1 protein-coding gene and 1 pseudogene are annotated in these 2,693 nt (G+C 74.6%); both read left to right on the top strand.

Annotated elements, in window-relative coordinates:
* Nucleotides 1-350, top strand: a pseudogene (locus JNW89_RS39485) (hypothetical protein); the annotation flags it as partial.
* 532 nt (nt 351-882) lie between these two features.
* Nucleotides 883-2,693, top strand: a 1,811-nt coding sequence (locus JNW89_RS33865) for an ATP-dependent DNA helicase RecQ (protein WP_238452136.1), incomplete at its 3' end; no start/stop codon positions are given.

Below are 2,693 nucleotides of genomic sequence, written 5' to 3'. Positions count from 1 at the left end.
TGGCCATCCTGGGCCTGCACGACGCCAAGCGGACCACCATCACCGGGGAGATCACCCTCGGCGGTCGTCAACTGGTCGGCCTCGGCGACGAGGAGGTGCGCCGGCTGCGCGGCCGGGACATGGCGATGATCTTCCAGGACCCGCTGTCGGCCCTGCACCCCTACTACACGGTGGGTGCGGGTCGCGGCGACCGTCGCGGGCACGGCCGTGGTGCTGCTGTCGTTCGGCGGCCTCACCTGGGCGGTCGTGCTCGGCTACGCGGCCTGGCGGCGCAGTTGGCGGCTCGCCCTGGCGGGGCTGGGCTACGTGGCGCTGGTCACCAGCATCTTCTACCTCAGCCTCCGCGCCGACCCCGCCCAGGAGGAGGTCTCCGACGCGGAAGCGCTCTACTTCGTCGGCGCGATGGCGGTGTGCTGGCTCGTCGGGGCCCTGCACGTGGTGCTGCTCAACCGGGGTGTCTGGGCGGCGGTCCGCCGGGTCTTCGGCGGCGGCCACCCCCGTGGCGGCGAGGAACGGCGGGTACGCCGGGAACAGGCCCGCCGCCTGCTGCACCACCATCCGGGGGCCCGGCAGGAGCTGCGCATCGGCCGGCCCGACCTGCCGCGCGCCTTCGACGACGGGGGGCTCGTCGACGTCAACGCCGTGGGCGACCAGGTGCTGGCCGTCCTCCCCGGGCTGACGCCGGACCAGTGCCGGCACATCGTCACGGACCGGCTGTTGCGGGGTCCGTACTCGTCGGTGGAGGAGCTGGCCACCCGGTGCCTGCTCCCGCCGGCCGTGACGGACCACCTTCGGGACATCCTCGTCTTCCTGCCGCCCGACGGGCCGCCGCCACCAGCGCTGACCAGTGAGGGTCCGTCGGTTACCTGGTAGAAATGCCGGATGAGCCAGGATCGGGCGGCGGTACGGGAGCGGGCCGAGGCGGTGCTGCGCCGGCTGGCCGGCGAGCACGCCCGACTCCGCGAGGACCAGTGGCGGGCGATCGAGGCGCTGGTGGTGGACCGGCGTCGGGTGCTCTGCGTCCAGCGCACCGGCTGGGGCAAGTCGGCGGTCTACTTCGTGGCCACCGCCCTGCTGCGGGAGCACGGCGAGCACGGGCCGACCGTGATCGTCTCGCCGCTGCTGGCGCTGATGCGCAACCAGGTGGAGTCGGCGGCCCGGGCGGGCATCCGGGCCCGCACCATCAACTCCGCCAACCTGGACGAGTGGGACGAGATCACCGCCGAGATCCACGCCGGTGCGGTGGACGTGCTGCTGATCAGCCCGGAACGGCTCAACAACCCGGACTTCCGGGACACTGTGCTGCCGAAGCTGGCCGCCACCACCGGGCTGTTGGTGGTGGACGAGGCGCACTGCGTCTCCGACTGGGGACACGACTTCCGGCCCGACTACCGCCGGCTGCGTACCTTCCTCGGCAACCTGCCCGAGCGCACCCCGGTGCTCGCCACCACCGCCACCGCCAACGAGCGGGTCACCGCCGACGTCGCCGAGCAGTTGGGCGACGCCCTGGTGCTGCGCGGCACCCTCGACCGCGAGTCGCTGCGGCTGGGCGTCCTGGACCTGCCCAGCCCGGCGCACCGGCTGGCCTGGCTCGCCGACCACCTGGACCGGCTCCCCGGCTCCGGGATCATCTACACGCTGACTGTGGCGGCGGCGGGGGAGACGGCCGAGTTCCTCCGCTCCCGTGGCTGGTCGGTTGCCTCCTACACCGGGCAGGCCGACGACGCCGACCGGCGGGCCGCCGAGCAGGACCTGCTGGACAACAAGATCAAGGCGCTGGTCGCCACCTCCGCGCTCGGCATGGGCTTCGACAAGCCGGACCTCGGGTTCGTGGTGCACCTCGGCGCGCCGCCCTCGCCGATCGCCTACTACCAGCAGGTCGGCCGGGCCGGCCGGGCCGTGGAGCACGCCGAGGTGCTGCTGCTGCCCGGCGTCGAGGACGCGGCCATCTGGCGGTACTTCGCCTCGCTCGCCTTCCCGCCCGAGGAGCAGGTTCGGGCGGTGCTCGGCGCGCTGCACACCGACCGGCCGCTCTCCACCCAGGCCCTCGAACCGATGGTCGACCTGCGCCGGGCCCGGCTGGAGCTGATGCTCAAGGTGCTCGACGTCGACGGCGCGGTCCGCCGGGTCCGCGGCGGCTGGCTCGCCACCGGCGAGCCCTGGGTCTACGACGAGGCCCGGTTGCGCCGCGTCGCCCAGGCGCGCACCGCTGAGCAGCAGGCGATGCGGGAGTACGTGACCACCTCCGGCTGCCGGATGCGCTACCTGCGCGAGTGCCTGGACGACGCCGGCGCGGGCGACTGCGGCCGGTGCGACCGCTGCGCCGCGCCGCTGTTCACCCCGGAGGTCTCCGACGCCGCGTTGACCGCCGCGCAGACCTTCCTGGGCCGCCCCGGCGTGGAGATCCCGCCGAAGAAGCTCTGGCCGACCGGGTTGGACGCGGTCGGCGTACCCCTCAAGGGGCGGATTCCCCCCGGCGAGCAGGCGCTGCCCGGGCGGGCCGTGGGACGCCTGTCGGACCTGGGCTGGGGTGGGCGGCTGCGCGGCCTGGTCGGCCCGGAGGCGGCCGACGGCCCGGTCCCCGACGACGTGGCGGCGGCCGTGGTGGAGGTGCTGAAGGCGTGGGCGCACGGCGACGACCCGTGGCCGCGCCGCCCGGCCGGCGTGGTCGCCGTGGGGTCCCGCACGCACCC

The organism is Micromonospora sp. 4G55 (assembly GCF_016803375.1).
Note: the sequence above shows the minus strand (reverse complement) of the source record. Positions and strands in the feature narration are given on the sequence as shown.